The organism is Corynebacterium sp. NPDC104732 (assembly GCF_055583565.1).
In genome coordinates this window covers 90,507-106,159 of the sequence record NZ_JBVJNS010000006.1, presented here as the reverse complement: position 1 = coordinate 106,159, position 15,653 = coordinate 90,507, and the positions used below count along the sequence as shown (strand labels likewise).

The 15,653-nt window shown below is 60.6% G+C and carries 18 protein-coding genes; 5 read left to right on the top strand and 13 right to left on the bottom strand.

The window, feature by feature from the left end; genetic code table 11:
* Nucleotides 1-8 precede the first annotated feature (8 nt).
* The gene (locus ACZ6ZO_RS06230; protein ID WP_465291345.1) at nt 9-440 is read left to right on the top strand and encodes a guanyl-specific ribonuclease; all 432 of its coding nucleotides are present in this window, start codon (nt 9-11) and stop codon (nt 438-440) included.
* The gene (locus ACZ6ZO_RS06225; RefSeq protein WP_182385737.1) at nt 430-666 is read left to right on the top strand and encodes a hypothetical protein; all 237 of its coding nucleotides are present in this window, start codon (nt 430-432) and stop codon (nt 664-666) included. The genes ACZ6ZO_RS06230 and ACZ6ZO_RS06225 overlap by 11 nt, the downstream gene beginning before the upstream one ends.
* Here the strand turns inward: ACZ6ZO_RS06225 and ACZ6ZO_RS06220 are convergent.
* A complete protein-coding gene (locus ACZ6ZO_RS06220) occupies nt 663-1,925 on the bottom strand; it encodes a deoxyguanosinetriphosphate triphosphohydrolase (protein WP_465291342.1) in 1,263 nt (420 codons plus the stop codon). The genes ACZ6ZO_RS06225 and ACZ6ZO_RS06220 overlap by 4 nt on opposite strands.
* Nucleotides 1,926-2,008: 83 nt before the next feature.
* Here ACZ6ZO_RS06220 and ACZ6ZO_RS06215 point away from each other — a divergent pair, with 83 nt between their 5' ends.
* Nucleotides 2,009-3,997, top strand: a complete 1,989-nt coding sequence (locus ACZ6ZO_RS06215) for a TPM domain-containing protein (protein ID WP_465291340.1) — start codon at nt 2,009-2,011, stop codon at nt 3,995-3,997.
* On the opposite strand, the gene ACZ6ZO_RS06210 is transcribed toward ACZ6ZO_RS06215, so the two are convergent.
* Genes ACZ6ZO_RS06210 through ACZ6ZO_RS06200 form a run of 3 tightly spaced genes read right to left on the bottom strand, consistent with a single transcriptional unit; the run spans nt 3,998 to nt 6,354 of the window.
* Complete coding sequence (locus ACZ6ZO_RS06210; RefSeq protein ID WP_417925366.1) at nt 3,998-4,447, bottom strand: hypothetical protein; 450 nt, start codon at nt 4,445-4,447, stop codon at nt 3,998-4,000. It lies immediately after the preceding gene.
* A 10-nt stretch (nt 4,448-4,457) separates the two neighbouring features.
* Entirely contained in the window at nt 4,458-4,970 is a 513-nt protein-coding gene (locus tag ACZ6ZO_RS06205; RefSeq protein WP_343160214.1) for a hypothetical protein, read from the bottom strand.
* A 4-nt stretch (nt 4,971-4,974) separates the two neighbouring features.
* A complete protein-coding gene (locus ACZ6ZO_RS06200; RefSeq protein WP_465291337.1) occupies nt 4,975-6,354 on the bottom strand; it encodes a glycine--tRNA ligase in 1,380 nt (459 codons plus the stop codon).
* Between the two features lie 278 nt (nt 6,355-6,632).
* Between ACZ6ZO_RS06200 and ACZ6ZO_RS06195 the strand changes: the two genes are divergently transcribed.
* Both ACZ6ZO_RS06195 and ACZ6ZO_RS06190 read left to right on the top strand, forming a co-directional pair.
* On the top strand, nt 6,633-6,932 hold the full coding sequence (locus ACZ6ZO_RS06195) for an ArsR/SmtB family transcription factor (protein ID WP_232843260.1): 300 nt from the start codon (nt 6,633-6,635) through the stop codon (nt 6,930-6,932).
* A gap of 77 nt (nt 6,933-7,009) precedes the next feature.
* Nucleotides 7,010-7,429: a Fur family transcriptional regulator gene (locus ACZ6ZO_RS06190; protein WP_182385731.1), complete on the top strand. Its 420-nt coding sequence runs from the start codon at nt 7,010-7,012 to the stop codon at nt 7,427-7,429.
* Nucleotides 7,430-7,434: 5 nt separating this feature from the next.
* On the opposite strand, the gene ACZ6ZO_RS06185 is transcribed toward ACZ6ZO_RS06190, so the two are convergent.
* Genes ACZ6ZO_RS06185 through dnaJ form a run of 9 tightly spaced genes read right to left on the bottom strand, consistent with a single transcriptional unit; the run spans nt 7,435 to nt 15,650 of the window.
* Nucleotides 7,435-8,496, bottom strand: coding sequence for a VIT1/CCC1 transporter family protein (locus tag ACZ6ZO_RS06185; protein ID WP_232843259.1), 1,062 nt, complete (start codon nt 8,494-8,496; stop codon nt 7,435-7,437).
* Nucleotide 8,497: 1 nt separating this feature from the next.
* A complete protein-coding gene (locus tag ACZ6ZO_RS06180) occupies nt 8,498-9,232 on the bottom strand; it encodes an isoprenyl transferase (protein WP_407926309.1) in 735 nt (244 codons plus the stop codon).
* Between the two features lies 1 nt (nt 9,233).
* Entirely contained in the window at nt 9,234-9,971 is a 738-nt protein-coding gene (recO, locus tag ACZ6ZO_RS06175; RefSeq protein ID WP_182385730.1) for a DNA repair protein RecO, read from the bottom strand.
* Entirely contained in the window at nt 9,971-10,891 is a 921-nt protein-coding gene (gene era / locus ACZ6ZO_RS06170; protein WP_182385729.1) for a GTPase Era, read from the bottom strand. The genes recO and era overlap by 1 nt, the downstream gene beginning before the upstream one ends.
* Nucleotides 10,888-12,183 (bottom strand): hemolysin family protein, encoded by a 1,296-nt coding sequence (locus ACZ6ZO_RS06165; RefSeq protein WP_182385728.1) that lies wholly within the window; start codon nt 12,181-12,183, stop codon nt 10,888-10,890. The genes era and ACZ6ZO_RS06165 overlap by 4 nt, the downstream gene beginning before the upstream one ends.
* Nucleotides 12,183-12,728 (bottom strand): rRNA maturation RNase YbeY, encoded by a 546-nt coding sequence (ybeY, locus tag ACZ6ZO_RS06160; protein WP_182385727.1) that lies wholly within the window; start codon nt 12,726-12,728, stop codon nt 12,183-12,185. Before ybeY ends, ACZ6ZO_RS06165 begins: the two co-directional genes overlap by 1 nt.
* A gap of 1 nt (nt 12,729) precedes the next feature.
* The gene (locus ACZ6ZO_RS06155) at nt 12,730-13,716 is read right to left on the bottom strand and encodes a PhoH family protein (RefSeq protein ID WP_182385726.1); all 987 of its coding nucleotides are present in this window, start codon (nt 13,714-13,716) and stop codon (nt 12,730-12,732) included.
* 57 nt (nt 13,717-13,773) lie between these two features.
* On the bottom strand, nt 13,774-14,532 hold the full coding sequence (locus ACZ6ZO_RS06150; RefSeq protein WP_465291332.1) for a 16S rRNA (uracil(1498)-N(3))-methyltransferase: 759 nt from the start codon (nt 14,530-14,532) through the stop codon (nt 13,774-13,776).
* Entirely contained in the window at nt 14,529-15,650 is a 1,122-nt protein-coding gene (dnaJ, locus tag ACZ6ZO_RS06145; protein WP_182385724.1) for a molecular chaperone DnaJ, read from the bottom strand. The genes ACZ6ZO_RS06150 and dnaJ overlap by 4 nt, the downstream gene beginning before the upstream one ends.
* Nucleotides 15,651-15,653: the final 3 nt, after the last annotated feature.

The following is a 15,653-nucleotide window of genomic DNA, read 5'->3' as shown; positions in this document are numbered from 1 at the left end:
TGGGAGTCATGGCATCAACCTCTAAAGCATTAGCTGGGCTCGGCGGCGCGGCCGTTGTGCTGGCTGCCGCGTTTTTCGGCCTTGATCTGGGAGAGAACGCACCAGACCAGGAGCCGAAGCAGACATCGGTGGTGCGCAGTGACAACGAATGCCCCGTCGCCACGCTTCCTGCCGAGGTCAACCCCGTGATCGACGGCATCCTGGGCGGTAAAAAGCCGAAGTACCCGGAAAACGATGGGGTTCGCTTCGGCAACTACGAAGGGCACCTGCCCAAAAAAGACAAGAACTACTACCGCGAATACACCGTGGACACCCCGGGCCTGAATCACCGGGGCGAGCGCCGCATCATCACCGGGGGCGGTACCAAGGCCGACCCTGAGGTGTGGTACTACACCGATGACCATTACGAGAGTTTCTGTGAGATCCCCGATGCCGAATAAAACGCTGCTTATCGACGCCCGCCGCGCCACCACTCTCCCCCAGCTTTTTGCCCTGGTGGCCGGCGCGCACCAGCCCACCCCGCGAAACCTCGACGGCTTCGCTGACTTCGTGCGCGACGCCCACCTAGCCGCACTCGTATTAAAAGGCTGCCGCCTGCAGATCGCCGACTACACGGCCCTGGCTAATGTGTGCCGCGACCTGGGGGTACGGGTAGAAACCCGCTAGACAAAGAACCCGGAGACCTCCGCCGAGTTGCGGGCGATTCGCTCCAAGCGGGTTTCCGTCATGGAGGCGATCTGGTCAATGACCACCCGCTGCCGCGCCGCATCGGAATCAGCGAGCGCGAACCAGGACTGGAACATCGGGTCCAGGGTTCCTGGGGCGCCAAGCATGAGGTAGTCGTACACCCGACAGATGCGTTCGCGCTGCCGATCTTGGCGTGCCAAGTGCCCCGGATCATCCATCACGTACAGCACCGCGATCGTTTTGAGCAGTTTCACTTCATTGCTCGCAGCCTCCGGAACGATCAAGTCCCCATGTTGGCGCCCAATGTGGTCGTTTCCCGCCAACGTCGAGGCGATGGTGATCCCCACGTAGCGTCCCACGAGTTCCGAGGTCATCGCCTTAAGCGCCACCAGTGAACTCAGCGACGCGTCGTACTCTGAAGCAGCGCGCACCACGGCGAGCTGGCGGAGGCGGTCGGCGGCGTCGACGAGTGCCTCCGGCTCTCCCCCGAAAGCTCGCGCGCCTTTTTCCGCCAGTGCTGCTAGCTCCACCAAATCCCACAGCACCGCCAGGTCGATGCGCCCGGACACGATGCCGTCCTCCACGTCATGCACCGAATAGGCGATGTCATCCGACCAGTCCATCACCTGTGCTTCCATAGGTTTGCGGTGATCCTCGTGCCCGGCGCGCAGCCAAGCCAGCAGGTCAGCGTCATCATCATAGGCCCCGTATTTGCGGGGATTGTGCTCGCGGGTCCACGGGTATTTACAGGCGGCGTCGAGGGAGGCACGGGTGAGGTTGAGGCCGAGGCTTTCGGGGCCACGCATAACTTTGGGCTCCAGTCGGCTCAAGATGCGCAGCGTTTGAGCGTTGCCTTCAAAACCGCCGCACAGGTCCGCGAGTTCGTTCAGTGCCACTTCCCCGTTGTGCCCATAGGGCGGATGGCCGATGTCATGGGAAAGCGCTGCGAGTTCGCACAGATCCTGATCCAGCCCCAGTCCGCCACCGATACCGCGGGAGATTTGGGCAACTTCCAGGGAGTGCGTCAGCCTGGTTCGCGGGGTGTCGCCGTCGCGCGGGCCGACGACCTGGGTTTTGTCTGCTAGGCGTCGCAGTGCGGCGGAGTGCAGCACCCTGGCTCTGTCGCGGGAAAAAGCGCCACGGTGTTCTTCGTCGCCCCCGGCCATGGCGCTGCCCTTGGTGGGTTCAACGAAGCGTCGCTCGGTGTCGACCTCGGAGTACTGGTACTGCGTATTCACACCCAAGATTGTGCCCCTTTTCCTGGGAAATCGGGGCGCACCTCGCCGTCGTAAGGCGAAATGCTGCAGTATCCTTAACCAGTATGAGAAGCCTTCGTACTTTCAGCGCTCTTTCCTTGTGCACGATCAGCCTTGGGCTGGGGTGTGCGTGGCCTGCCGTCGCGGCAGAGTATCAAGTGGTGGCGCAGGCCCCTACTACCTACTCCTCTACCGTCACTGATAACGCGGATGTGTTGTCCCCAGCGCAAAAACAGGAGCTGGAAACAAGGATTAAACAGGTGCAAAAGGACACCCAGAAGAAGATTTACGTGGTGTATGCCACGGATTTCGCTGGGTTAGAAGGCACGACGTGGGCGAAGCAGGCACAGCGTGCGAATGCGGGAACCAATGTGCTGATCGTGGGCATTTCCCCGCAAACGCGTGACTATGGCATTGCGGCGGGCAAGGATTTTAGTGATTCCGACCTTAAACGCATCGATAAGGCTGTGTACAGCAAGCTGGTAGACGAGGATTACTTCGGTGCCGGTATGACCGCCGCGGATGAGGTCGCGGGTAACTCCAGCTCCGGCCTGGACGGGGAATCGCTTGGATGGTTGGGTGGCGGCGCCGCTGCCGTGGGCGCTCTCGGTATCGGTGCTTACGCGATGCGCCGGCGCTCTAAAACCAAAGCGAACGTGGCGATGGTTTCGGACGCCCGGAAGATCGATCCGAAGGATACTCGGGCTATTGGCCAGCTGCCGATCGAGGTGTTGGAGGAGCGCGCCCGGGAGGAGCTCGTGTCTACCGATGAGTCGATCCGCCGTGGCCGCGAAGAGCTGGACCTTGCGATTGCTGAATTCGGGGCGGAGCGCGCCCGGCCGTTCACCAAGGCGATGAACCACTCCACGACCACGCTGCAGCGCGCCTTTGGGCTGAAGCAGCGGCTTGACGACGCCATTCCCGAATCCGAAGCGGAGCGTCGCGCCATACTGGTAGATATTATTTCCAGCTGTGGCCAGGCGGACGACGCGTTGGACCGGGAAGCCGCCGAGTTCACGGAAATGCGCAACCTGCTGATTCACGCCGATACCAGGGTGGAAGAGCTCACCCGAACCACGATTGAACTTAGGACACGGATCCCGCAGGCTGAGGCGACGCTCACTGAGCTGCAAGGCCGCTACGAGTCCACGGTCATCGCGGGTATTTCCGACAATGCTGAACTGGCCGCCGCGGCGCTCGACGAGGCGGAAAAATCCCTCGAGTCCGCTCGAGCCGTGGTTCATCTGCCGGCCGGCGAGCAGGGCCGACTGATTGAGGATATCCGCCGGACAGAAACCGCCGTCCAGAAAGCCGACAAGCTGCTGGCTGGTGTCGAGCACGCGGAGGAAAACATCGCGCTCGCCCGCGATAAGTACCACAGCCTGGTCGCTGAAATCACCGCGGAGATCACCGAAGCCGGCCAGTTGGAGCAGCAAGGCAAGCAACAGGGAACGCAAGCCGATTGGGAGGCGCTGCGCAAGGCCGTCGCCGCTGCGCAGTCCGCGTTGTCCAGCGCCGAAGCCCAATTCAGCACCGACCCGCTCAGCGCCTATGACGACCTGATCACCGCCGACACGCACTTGGACGAACACCTCGACGCAGTCCGTGCATCCGCCACGGACCAAGCCCGCACTTTGCAGGTCTTCGACAACACCATGCGGTCCGCCAACAGCGCCATCCAGGCCGCGGAGGATCTGATTTCCACCCGTGGCCGAGTGGTGCGCTCTCAGGCACGCACACAGCTTGCCGACGCCAAGAGCCTGTTCGCCCAAGCCTTGAATATTCGGACGAGTAATACGCGCCAAGGCATTGACTTCGCCCGCCAGTCGCTGACCGCTGCGCAACGTGCTGCCCGATCAGCACAAAACGACATTGATGATTACCGTCGCCAGCAGTCTTCGGGTGGCTCTAACATGGGCGGCATCATCACCGGCATGCTGATTAACGAAATGCTCAGCGGCGGCAACCGTGGCGGCTTCGGAGGAGGCTTTGGCGGCGGATTTGGTGGCGGTAGCTTCGGTGGCGGCGGTGGCGTCACCGGTGGGAAGTTCTAACTACACCCGGGGTCTGCGAACCGGGGAATCCACAAGGACGCAGGCCCAGCTCAGGAACACCGCATGAACTGTCGGTAAGATGTCAGCCAGCTCGGTGCCGATCAGCTCGACCTTGCCACTAATCATGGGACGCACATGCGCCAGCACGCCCCGAGCGCCCCGAATCACCCGCTCTTTACGCCACACCGAAGTCCGCTCCAAGGCGTAGGAAGTGTCGCCGCAATTGGCCACCAGCGTGCTCACGGTGAAACCACGCTGGTAGACGGTGTACACGTCCCCGTTCGTGGAGGTCGCCCGGGCCCGAAAGCGCAGCGGGCCCGGCGACGACTCAATGAGCAGCCTGTCCCCCTCAATATCAATGACATCGGAACGAACCGTCGCCAGGAGCCGACCGGTCGAATCATGCAATTCATTACCGGTCCACGTCCAGCGCGGATACTGTTCCGACATGTAGCCGTCCTTAGAGGAAGAAGTACAACAGGATGAGGGGACTCAGGATCAGCAGGATTACCGTGAGGATCCAGCTGGAACCCACCAAACGCTGTTCCAGCGCGATGCGTGACAGCCACGCCAGGAACACCCGTTGCTCTTCATCTAACTTCGCGTCCGGCTCAAAATCCACCGCTACGTGGCGCACACCGTGGTTGGCACCGGTAAACTGGCCCAGCTTCACATCGTTTTCATCGATGATCCAATCGGACTTTTGTTCATTGATGAAGTCGATGGAACGCTCGCCCATGCGCGCCACGAAACGCTTCGACCGCTTGAAGCCCTTTTCTGCTTCGGCAACCCATTCCACGTCGCCACAGGTTGCGCGGGCAGTGGCGTCGTGAAGCTCGAAGCTCCACGTGCGCCCCGCGACCTCGGCGGTGGCGGTGGTGTCATTTTCCAGCTGGAACGTCGTGACCTCGCGCCCGTCCTCGGACAGGGTGATCGCGTGGTCCTGACGCTTGCCCCATTGCATTGCTGTCATGCGCTTAGCAACCAACCAGGCGCTGCGCGAGGTAGCCCTGCAACTCAGCGAGCGGGACACGCTCCTGGCTCATGGTGTCACGCTCACGCACCGTCACAGCCTGGTCCTCCAGGGTGTCGAAGTCAACGGTGACACAGAACGGCGTACCAATCTCATCCTGACGACGGTACCGGCGACCGATCGCACCGGAGGTGTCGTACTCGATGTTCCACAGGCCACGCAGCTGGTTCGCGATCTCCGTTGCAGGACCCGCCAGCTCTTCCTTCTTCGACAGTGGCAGCACCGCCACCTTCACAGGAGCCAGACGGCGGTCCAGCTTCAGTACCACGCGCTTATCCACACCGCCCTTGGCATTTGGTGCCTCGTCTTCGGTGTAGGCGTCGATGAGGAAAGCCATCATCGAACGGGTCAAACCGAAGGACGGCTCAATCACGTATGGGTGGTACTTCTCGCCAGAAACCTGGTCAAAGTACTTCATGTCATCGGTAGAGTGCTCCGTGTGCTGGGAGAGGTCGTAATCGGTACGGTTCGCCACACCCATCAGCTCGCCCCACTCATTGCCGCCAAAGCCGAAGCGGTACTCGAAGTCAATCGTGCGATCCGAGTAGTGCGCGCGCTCGTCAGCAGGAACGTCGAACTGACGCAGGTTCTCTGGGTTAATCCCCAGGTCAATGAACCAGTTCCAGCACGCCTCAACCCACTCATCGAACTTTGCGTCCACCTCAGATGGGTGAACGAAGTACTCGATCTCCATCTGCTCAAATTCGCGGGTACGGAAGATGAAGTTACCCGGGGTGATCTCATTGCGGAATGCCTTACCCATCTGGCCAATGCCAAACGGTGGCTTCATACGCGCAGTGGTAGCAACGTTCTTGAAGTTGATGAAGATACCCTGGGCGGTCTCTGGACGCAGGTAGGCCAAACCTTCCTTGTCATCTACCGCACCCAGGTAGGTCTTCATCAGACCGGAGAACAGCTTCGGCTCGGTCCAGTTACCAGGCTGCCCCGTCTCAGGGTCATTGATGTCGGCCAATCCGTTTGCCGGTGGGTGGCCGTGCTTCGCCTCGTAGGCCTCGATCAGGTGATCCGCGCGGTACCTCTTATGGGTGTGAAGTGACTCCACCAAAGGATCGGTGAACGTCTCCACGTGGCCGGACGCTTCCCACACCTGGCGTGGCAAAATGATGGAAGAATCCAAGCCCACAACGTCCTCACGGGCCTGCACAAACGTCCGCCACCATTGGCGCTTGATGTTTTCCTTGAGTTCAACGCCCAGCGGGCCGTAGTCCCACGCCGAACGAGTACCACCGTAAATCTCACCACATGGGTAGACCAATCCACGGCGTTTCGCCAGGTTAACTACGGAATCGATTACTGAAGCCACGACACTCCTTGAGGGGTTGTCCCACCGCTTTCACACACCGAGGTAACCATGTTCGCCCAATTCCGGAGTGAACCGGCGACGCATGCTTCCACGGCGGCTGCGATGAAGTTAAGGTTTGACTCGACTGGCTGCCGAGCTTGACTTGTGTTCTCAAGTGTAACCAAGTGTGCTCAAAGTCCCTCAACTAGCCCTTGACCTGCTATTCCAAGGTGGGATTAACTGGACATATAAGGCAATTCTTGCCTGTTCACTTCAGTTACGGTCAGGAGTGAGTGACAGTGAGCGACACTGTAAACCTTGCTACAGATTTTTCCGGCGCCCAACAGATCATTCGTGCGCTGGATTCAGAGCTACGTATGAAGATTGTGTACCTGCTCAATGAATCCCCCAAGTGCGTCCACGAGCTAGTTGAAACACTCGGATCAAGCCAACCTCTTATCAGCCAGCACCTCAAAGTACTGCGCACGGCTGGGTTGGTCGACAACGTCCGCCACGGCCGGGAGATGTATTATTCCCTGACCAATATCGACGCAATGTCCATTCTGGATGCAGCCCTGAAAATATCTGCACCATCGTGATGATACAAAGGTTGTAGACGTGGTAACTTAATTTTTCAACGACTGTTTAACCATAATGGAAAGGCATGACGTCGGCCATGACCCCTCGCAGCGAGTCTCCAATTCCTAAGTTAGGCCAGCGCAGCACCCGCCAGCGCGCCGCGGTGATTGAAGTGCTCCGCGACACTGACACCTTCTCTTCCGCGAAGCAGATCCACCATGAGCTCACCGCGCGTGACCTCAAGGTAGGGCTCACCACGGTGTACCGTACGCTGCAATCGCTCTCTGAGATCAACGCGGTGGATGTCCTCCACATGTCTACCGGGGAAACCCTCTACCGCCACTGTGAATCCGAGCACCATCACCACCACCTGGTGTGCACCAAGTGTGGTGCCACCGTGGAAATCGAAGGCAGCGAAGTTGAGCAGTGGGCCAATCGAGTGGCCAAGGAAAACGGCTACACCCTCGAAGGGCACACCGCGGAAATCTTCGGGCTGTGCCCGAAATGCGCAGCATAACCTGCCTACGCTACTGACACCCCAAAGATCCATCCCAGCCCGTAGGTGATCGCGGCTGCCCCCAGCCCGATCGCCACCTGGCGCAATGCCCGCGCCAGCGGTGGCGCGCCCGAGAGCACACCGACCACACCGCCGGTGAGCATCAACGCAATCGCCACCAGCACGCAGGCAATAATCGCCGCCAACGATGTGGAAAGCCCGAAGAAAAACGGGACAATGGGGATCAGAGCTCCCGAAGCGAAGAACAAAAACGACGCGACCGCAGCGGCCAAACCACTACCGACCACTTCGCCCTTATTCTGGTCGGTGTCCAACGCCTGTGAGGCCGACGGGTGATGGATCGACTGAATCACCAGCGAAGCCCGTTGCATCGCTTCTTCCGGATTCATCCCCCGGGCGCGATACACTAGCGCGAGTTCATTCGCGTTCACATCCAGCGCCGGGATCGCGTCAGCAGCCTGTGGATTCGGCTTTGAGGCGTCGAGAAGCTCGCGTGCCGACGACACCGAGATGTACTCGCCCGCCCCCATTGACAGCGCGCCGGCCAGCAACCCCGAAATGCCCGTTAGCAGCACAAAGTGGTTGGACACCCCGGACCCCACAATGCCCAAAACCAGCGCGAGGTTTGATACCAAACCGTCGTTCATGCCGAACACGGCTGCGCGGAAATTGCCGGACATCTGTTCCCGTCCCCGCTCCGCCAAACCACGCACCACCTCAGCGTGAATGCGTTCATCAGCAGACATTTGTTCCGTCGCATCGGCGTCATGTGAATAAGGGCTGCGGGTCTCCGCGGCCTGCATGAGCGCCAGCGCGAACACGGAACCAAAATGACCAGCCAAAAACCCTTTAATTCGGGTGGAAAGATCCGGGCGGATGTCGCGGGCTTCATCCCCGAGTAGGCGTCGCCAGTGAGCTTCGTGGCGGGATTCGGCGTCGGCAAGCGCGAGCAAAATGTTGCGTTCCTCGCCCTCCTTGCGCTCCGCCAGCTTCCGGTACACCGCAGCTTCGGCGCGCTCATTAGCCAAGTGGCGTTGCCAGCGCTTGAGTTGTGCCTTGTCCGGCACCTTACTTCACCCCTCCGAAACGGCGATCCCGCTGCGCATATTCCAACACCGCGGCATACAAGTCCTCCGGAGTGAAATCCGGGAACAACTTGTCTTGGTACACCATTTCCGCATATGCCGACTGCCATAACAGGAAATTAGAGGTGCGCTTCTCCCCCGAAGGGCGCAAGAACAGGTCCACGTCCGGCATGTCAGGTTCGTCGAGGAACTGGCCGAAGTTCTTCTCATGGATGTCATCCGGGCGCAGCTCGCCAGCAGCAGCGCGACGCGCAATCTCACGAGCCGCATCGACGATCTCGGCCCGACCGCCATAGTTGACGCACATCGCCAGGGTCATGCGGGTGTTGTCCTTGGTCAGCTCCTCAGCAGCCTCCAATTCCCTGATCACCGAGCGCCAGAGCCGTGGACGGCGACCTGCCCACCGAACACGAACCCCCTTCTCATTGAGCACATCACGCTGGCGACGCAACACGTCTCGGTTAAATCCCATCAAGAATCGCACTTCATCCGCTGAACGACGCCAATTCTCCGTAGAAAATGCATAGGCGGACAGGTACGGAACCTCCAGCTCCAGGCAGGCATCGATGACGTCCATGAGCACGGCCTCGCCACGCTTGTGCCCCTCTGTACGCTTCATGCCCCGTTCTTGGGCCCATCTCCCGTTGCCGTCCATCACGAGCGCGATGTGGCGGGGACGAAACTCGGCGGGAATATTTGGTGCAGTCACCCGACCTATCTTAGTTGCTCCACCCAGAGTCCACGAAGTTGAGGGATGTCACGGACCGCTCCAGGTGCCACTGCAAATGTGCCCTGGTCAGCTGGTGCGCCGTGGACAACAAATCGCTGAACCCAGGGTGCTGCGCTGCAGCTTCCACTGCATCCCACGCCTCGTGCGCCAGCCACCACATCAGCCGCAAGGCTTCCGTCGGTGGCGTCGCGCAGTCCGCTAGATGGCAGTTTTCACACAGCGCGCCCCCTGCCCCTGGATGAAACGCATGGTGTGGACCAGGGGCGCCACAATGAGCGCAGTCAAACAGACTCGGGGCCCACCCCGCGATCTCCATTGCCTGCAACAAAAAGGCATCCAGAACGGCCGTGGGCAACTCCGAATCCCGCATCCGACGCAGCGCCGCCACGGTGAGGTCAAACAACTCCCCCTCGTGGAAACTGAGCTGTTCGGCGGCCTCTAGCACAGCGCTCGCAGCGGTATATGAGTCATAGTCTTCGATGATGCCGGAACCGAAGTACTCGACGGTGTCTGCCGCCGTCAACGTGTCAAGGTTCCGGCCGGGATATAACTGCACGTCAAGCAGCACAAAAGGCTGCACCCGCGAACCAAACCGGGACTTCGCCCGACGCACGCCCTTGGCCACACTCCGCACCAGGCCTCGTGGAGTCAGCAACACCACGATGCGGTCAGCCTCCCCAAAATCATAGGTGCGCACCACCAAGGCGCGTTCGCGGTAAGAGTGCATTAGAAGCCGAGGCGCCCCAGTGCCTTCGGGTCAGATTGCCAGTCCTTGAGCACCTTGATGCGCAGGTCAAGGTAGATGTTCTGGCCCAGCAGGTTCATGATCTCCTGCCGGGAGTTATGAATAATCCGCCCCATGCGTCGGTTGTCTTTGCCCATCAAAATGGTCTTCTGTCCTGGGCGTTCCACGTAGATCACCGCGTGAACATCCAGCACGCCCTCACGGTCCTCGTTCGGGAGAACCTCGTCAATCTCCACGGCCACTGAGTGTGGCAGTTCGTGCTTCAAACCCGATAGTGCCGCCTCCCGGATCAGCTCGGACATGCGCTTTTCTGTATCGTCGTCCGTGACGTGATCGTCCGGGTAGAACTTCGGTCCTTCGGGCAGCTGAGAGGTGATCACATCGACCAGCACGTCCAGCTGCTCGGCCTTCTTCGCCGATACCGGTACCACTTCGCACTCGCCGCCCAGCAGTTCGTGCAGTGCCATGAGCTGCGCGCCGACCTCATCGCGGCTTACCTTGTCGATCTTGGTCACCACACCCATGAGCCGGGTCTTGGGCGCGGACTGACGCACAGCGTCCAGGATCCAGCGGTCCCCCGGCCCGATCTTCTCATCGGCGGGAATCACCAGGCAGATCAAGTCCACGTCCGAGTAGGTTTCTTTCACCATCTCGTTCAGCCGCTCGCCAAGTAGAGTGCGTGGGCGGTGCAGCCCCGGAGTATCCACCACCACGATTTGGGCGTCCGGCCGGTGAACCAAACCACGAATCGGGTGGCGCGTAGTTTCAGGCTGGTTGGCAGTGATGGCGATTTTCTCGCCCACCAGGGCGTTGGTCAGCGTCGATTTACCGGTATTGGGCCGGCCTACGAAACTGACGAAGCCGGAACGAAAGCCATCTTCGGTAAATCCAAGTTCTGTCATGGTTCGAGTGTATCAACCACTTCAACAACCGCTGAGGTCACGCGCATACGTCCGCGCCGATCTCTGCTGCCCTCCGTGGTCAGTTTCAGACCACACACCTCAACCTGCGCGCCTGGCAGCGGAACACGACCAAGCTCATAGGCGATGAGGCCACCGACGGTATCCACTTGTTCAGCGTATTCCGCAAAGTCGATGTCCAGGTCCAGTTCCTCATCCATCAACTGCGCGAGGTCATCCAGGGATAGGCGCGAGACCACCCGGAACTGCTGATCTCCCAGGCGCTCCACCGGTGCGACCTCGGTGTGGTCATACTCGTCAGCGATTTCGCCGACGATCTCCTCCAGGATGTCCTCGATGGAGACAAGCCCGGCAATACCGCCGTATTCGTCTACCAACATGGCAATGTGGTTGCGGTGCAGCTGCATTTCGTGCAGCAAGCTGTCCAGCGGTTTGGAGTCTGGCACAAAGGTAGCTGGCCGCATCACTTCGTCTACCCGCACGGATTTCCCGCCGTCGGTGGCGTGGTAGGTCTTTTGCACCAGGTCTTTCAGGTACACCACGCCCACGATGTCATCGACGGTCTCCCCGATCACCGGGATGCGGGAATGGCCACTTCGCACGCACAGTGCGGTCGCTTGACCTGCGTGTTTATCTCTCTCGATCCAGATCATTTCCGGGCGGGGCACCATCACCGAGCGAGCTGTGGTGGAGGCGAGGTCGAACACGTTTTGGATCATGCGGCGCTCTTCCAGCTCCACCACGCCGTGCTCCTGCGCAATATCCACCATTTCGCGCAGTTCGATTTCGGTGGAGTACGGGCCATCGCGGAAGCCAGTGCCGGGCGCGAGTAGGTTGCCCAACCAGATCAACACCTTCGGAATGGGCCCCAGAATGTAGGACATGGTGTTCAGGATCAACGCGGAGTTGAGCGACACCGTGTAGGGGTTTTGTCTGCCGGCGGTGCGGGCGAACACGCCAATCACGGCGAAGGTCACCAGCGTCAGTGCCACGACCGCCACCGTGATGGCCAGCGGCCGGGATTCGATCAGTTCGATGCACAGGGAGACCGTGAAGACGGCGGCAATGGCGTCAAGAAGCGTGCGGAGCAGCACCAGCAGGTTGATGTGCTCGGCGCGCTTCGTGACCACCTTGAGCAGCGCGTCTGCGCCGGGTCGTTCCTCCTTGAGGAGTTCCTCCACGCGGGCGCGAGAGATGGACGAGACGGCGGATTCGACGGTGGTGAGGGCACCTGAGATGACGAGGGCGAGCAGCAGTCCGAGGGCAGTGAGCATTAGCCCAACTGCTCGCGATCTGCCGCGCTAGGGAAGGCACCGGGTCCGGTCGGCTTCGGCTGGTACGTCACGCCGCGCTTATCGACGTCCTCATACCAGTCCGCCAGAAGTTCGTTTTGGAGCGCGAACATTTCTTGCTCCTCAGCTGGGGTGATGTGATCGTATCCCAGCAGGTGCAGGCACCCGTGGACGGTCAGCAGGCACAGCTCATGGCCGAGGTCGTGCCCCGCTTTGGCGGCTTGTTTTTCAGCGAACTCTGGGCACAGCACGATATCGCCGAGCATGGCGGGTCCCATCGGAGCGGCATCGGGGCGGCCGGAACCCGGGGTGAGCTCGTCCATGGGGAAGCTCATGACGTCGGTGGGACCCTCGAGGTCCAACCAGCGTACGTGCAGGTCAGCGATGGTGTCTAGGTCGACAATGTGGAGGCTCATCTCGGCTGCGGAGTGAATGTCCATGCGGGTGAGGGCGTAGGAGGCGACGTCGATGAGCATCTCCTCATTGACCCCCGGGTAACCGGATTCGTTGAAAACCTCGATGCTCAATTTAATAGTCCTCTCGCGCGAGCGCTTCGTACTCTTCGTATGCATCCACAATACGGCCCACGAGGTCGTGGCGGACAACGTCTTCGCTACCCATTTCCATGAAGAATACGTCGTTCACGCCCCGCAGGATGTCCCGCACCACGCGCAGACCAGACTTTTGGCCACCGGGCAGGTCCACCTGGGTGATGTCGCCGGTGACCACCATCTTGGAGCCAAAGCCAAGTCGGGTGAGGAACATTTTCATCTGGGCTGGTGTGGTGTTTTGTGCTTCGTCGAGGATGACGAAGGAATCGCTGAGCGTGCGACCGCGCATGTAGGCCAGGGGTGCTACCTCGATGATGCCCGATTCGATCAGCTTTGGGATCATCTCTGGGTCAATCATGTCTCGGAGCGCGTCGTACAGCGGGCGCAGGTACGGGTCGATCTTCTCATCCAGCGTGCCCGGCAGGAAGCCGAGCTTCTCCCCCGCTTCCACGGCAGGGCGAGTCAGAATGATGCGGCTGACCTGACGGGCGTGGAGCGCTTGCACGGCTTTCGCCATCGCCAGGTACGTTTTACCGGAACCGGCTGGCCCGAGACCGAACACGATTGTGTTCTCATCGATCGCGTCGACGTATTCTTTCTGTCCGAGGGTCTTCGGGCGCACCACCTTCCCTTTGCGGGAAATGATGTCCGAGGCCAAAACCTCCCGAACGGACTGCGGTGCTTCCTGGGTAACGATCTTCACCGCATTCTTTACCGATACCGGGCTGATCACGTGGCCGCGACGGGCGATCGCTTGCAGCTCATCCAGCACCTTGGTCACCCGGGCCACCTCATGTGCCGGTCCGGTGAGAGTCGCCTCCGTGCCACGGACGAAAATATCGACGGGGATCAGGTTTTCCAGTACCCGCAAATTGTCGTCGGAGATTCCGAGGACGGTCTGCGCGTACGTTTCATCAAGGACATAATTTTGGGTGATGATGTCCTTGCGCTGGTAAATGGCCAAGTGAACCTTTTCCTTGTGCTTCTTCGATCGATTGTTCTTTAAACATACCGTAAGCAGCTACCGCCACCGGGCGAGCGCTCCATGAGCAGCGAGTGCCACGAGTCCGGCGCTCGCAGTGCGCAGCACCTCCGGGCCGAGCAGCGCGGTCACGGCACCGGCCTCCTGTAGCTGGGCGAGCTCCGCCGGGGACAGCCCTCCCTCGGGCCCCACCACAAACATCACCTCGCGGTCACCGAACTCCAGGGAGGTAACCGGCACTGCCGCGGCTTCATGCAACAGCACGGCGAGACCACCACGGCTGGTAAGTTCTGCGACCAGGTCAGTTACGCCACGGGTATCGGCCAGAGCTGCGATCTGTGGAATGACCATGCGTCGCGATTGTTTCGCCGCAGACACCGCCATGGAACGCCACTTCGTAGCAGCTTTTTCAGCCTTAGCACCCCACTTCGCAATCGTGCGCTCGGACTGCCACGGGACAATCACATCCACGCCACCCTGCGTCATGAGGTCGACGGCAAGTTCCGAACGCTCCGATTTCGGTAGCGCCTGCACGATCGTCACGGGGGCGCGCTGCGGAAACTCCACTCGCCGGTCAACGGTGAACCGGAGCGATCCTTTGGCCACGTCAGTGACAGTGCACTCGATTCCGGAGCCGTGGCCGTCGATAAGCAACAGCTGCTCCCCCACGGCCAGACGCTTGACGGTGGCTGCGTGCTTACCTTCCGCACCGTCCAGCACGCCGGAGTTTTCCGGCAAAACCGGACGACCCCCGGCAAGGACCGTGTCCAGGTCGTAGACGAATGCGGGCAGACTCATCGGCGGAAGCGGTTCTTAAAGCGGTCAAACATGGACTCAGACTCGCCCTCGCTGTGGATCGCGGCGGTGTCATTACGGTGATCGCGAAGCTTCTCCAGCACCTCGCGCGTGTGGCTATCCAGGTGGGTGGGGATCTGAACGTCCACGTGTGCGATGAGATCGCCGTAGCTTTCTTCCGCACGTAGCACGGGCATGCCTGCACCAGCCATGTGCACCTGCTGCCCCGGTTGCGCACCGGCGGGAACAGTGATGGTGGTCGGATTTCCGTCCAGCCCTTCCAGTTCCACGTCGCAGCCCAGCGCTGCGTCAAGCATCGGAACCTTAGCCGTGACGTGCAGGTTGTTGCCCTCACGCACGAACACTGGGTGCGGTGCCACGTTGATCTCCACATATAGGTCACCCGCTGGACCGCCACCCGGGCCAACCTCACCGCGACCGGCCATGCGGATGCGCATGCCGTCGGCAATGCCGGCGGGGATATTGACGGTCAGATCCTTGCGTGCCTTGATACGCCCATCACCTGCGCATTTTTCGCACGGGTCAGGGATGATCTCGCCCGTGCCGTTACAAACGTGGCAGGGGCGGGTGGTCATGACGTTGCCAAGGAAGGAACGCTGCACTTCCTGGACGGATCCCATTCCGCCACAATGGCTACAGGTGATCGGCTTGGCCTTGGATTTGCTGCCGGTGCCCTCGCACACATCGCACAGGATGGCGGTGTCCACGGTGATGTCTTTCTTGGCGCCGGCGAAGGCTTCTTCCAGGGTGATGCGGGTGCGCAGGAGTGCGTCGGCACCGGGTTGAACGCGCGAGCGTGGGCCGCGCTGCCCACCGCCACCAAAGAACGCTTCGAAGATGTCACCGAATCCACCACCGGGCGCGCCACCGAATCCCTGCGGCTGCTCTAGCGGATCTCCGCCCATATCGACGATGCGACGCTTGTCTGGATCAGTCAGGACCTCATTGGCCAGGGAGATTTCGCGGAATTTTTCCGCGGCTTCTTCAGTGTCGTTGACGTCCGGGTGGTACTTCCGGGCGAGTCGACGGTAAGCCTTCTTGATTTCCGAGTCGGAAGCCCCCTTGTCGACTCCAAGAATGCCGTAATAGTCGCGCGCCATTCA